The sequence below is a fragment of the Herbaspirillum lusitanum genome (assembly GCF_026127345.1).
GTDB lineage: Bacteria > Pseudomonadota > Gammaproteobacteria > Burkholderiales > Burkholderiaceae_D > Herbaspirillum > Herbaspirillum lusitanum.
The window spans coordinates 1-442 of record NZ_QXFG01000024.1; the positions used below are offsets into that span (position 1 = coordinate 1).

Annotated in this window: 1 protein-coding gene; it reads right to left on the minus strand. The window is 55.8% G+C overall.

Features of this window, described 5'->3' with window-relative positions; translation table 11 throughout:
* On the minus strand, window positions 1-214 hold a 214-nt coding region (locus tag DXT88_RS23465; protein WP_456152240.1), incomplete at its 3' end, for a helicase-related protein.
* Window positions 215-442: the final 228 nt, after the last annotated feature.

Sequence of the window (442 nt, forward strand, 5' to 3'; positions counted from 1 at the left end):
GGATCTGAATATCGTGCGCCTGGCCGATACGATCCAGACGACCAATACGCTGCTCCAGTAGATCCGGGTTGAATGGCAGGTCAAACATCACCATGTGGCTGGCGAACTGGAAGTTACGTCCTTCAGAACCGATTTCTGAGCACAGCAGTACCTGTGCGCCGGTGTCTTCTTCGGCAAACCAGGCGGCAGCGCGGTCACGTTCGATAATCGACATACCTTCGTGGAACACCGCAGCGCGAATACCTTCACGTTCGCGCAGTACCTGCTCCAGTTGCAGCGCAGTGGCAGCTTTGGNTTGGCGCAGATCACCAGCACTTTCTGAGAGCGATGGCTGGTCAGGTAGCCCATCAGCCACTCAACGCGCGGATCGAAGTTCCACCAGGTGGCGTTATCACCTTCAAATTCCTGATAAATACGCTCCGGGTAGAGCATATCGCGAGCA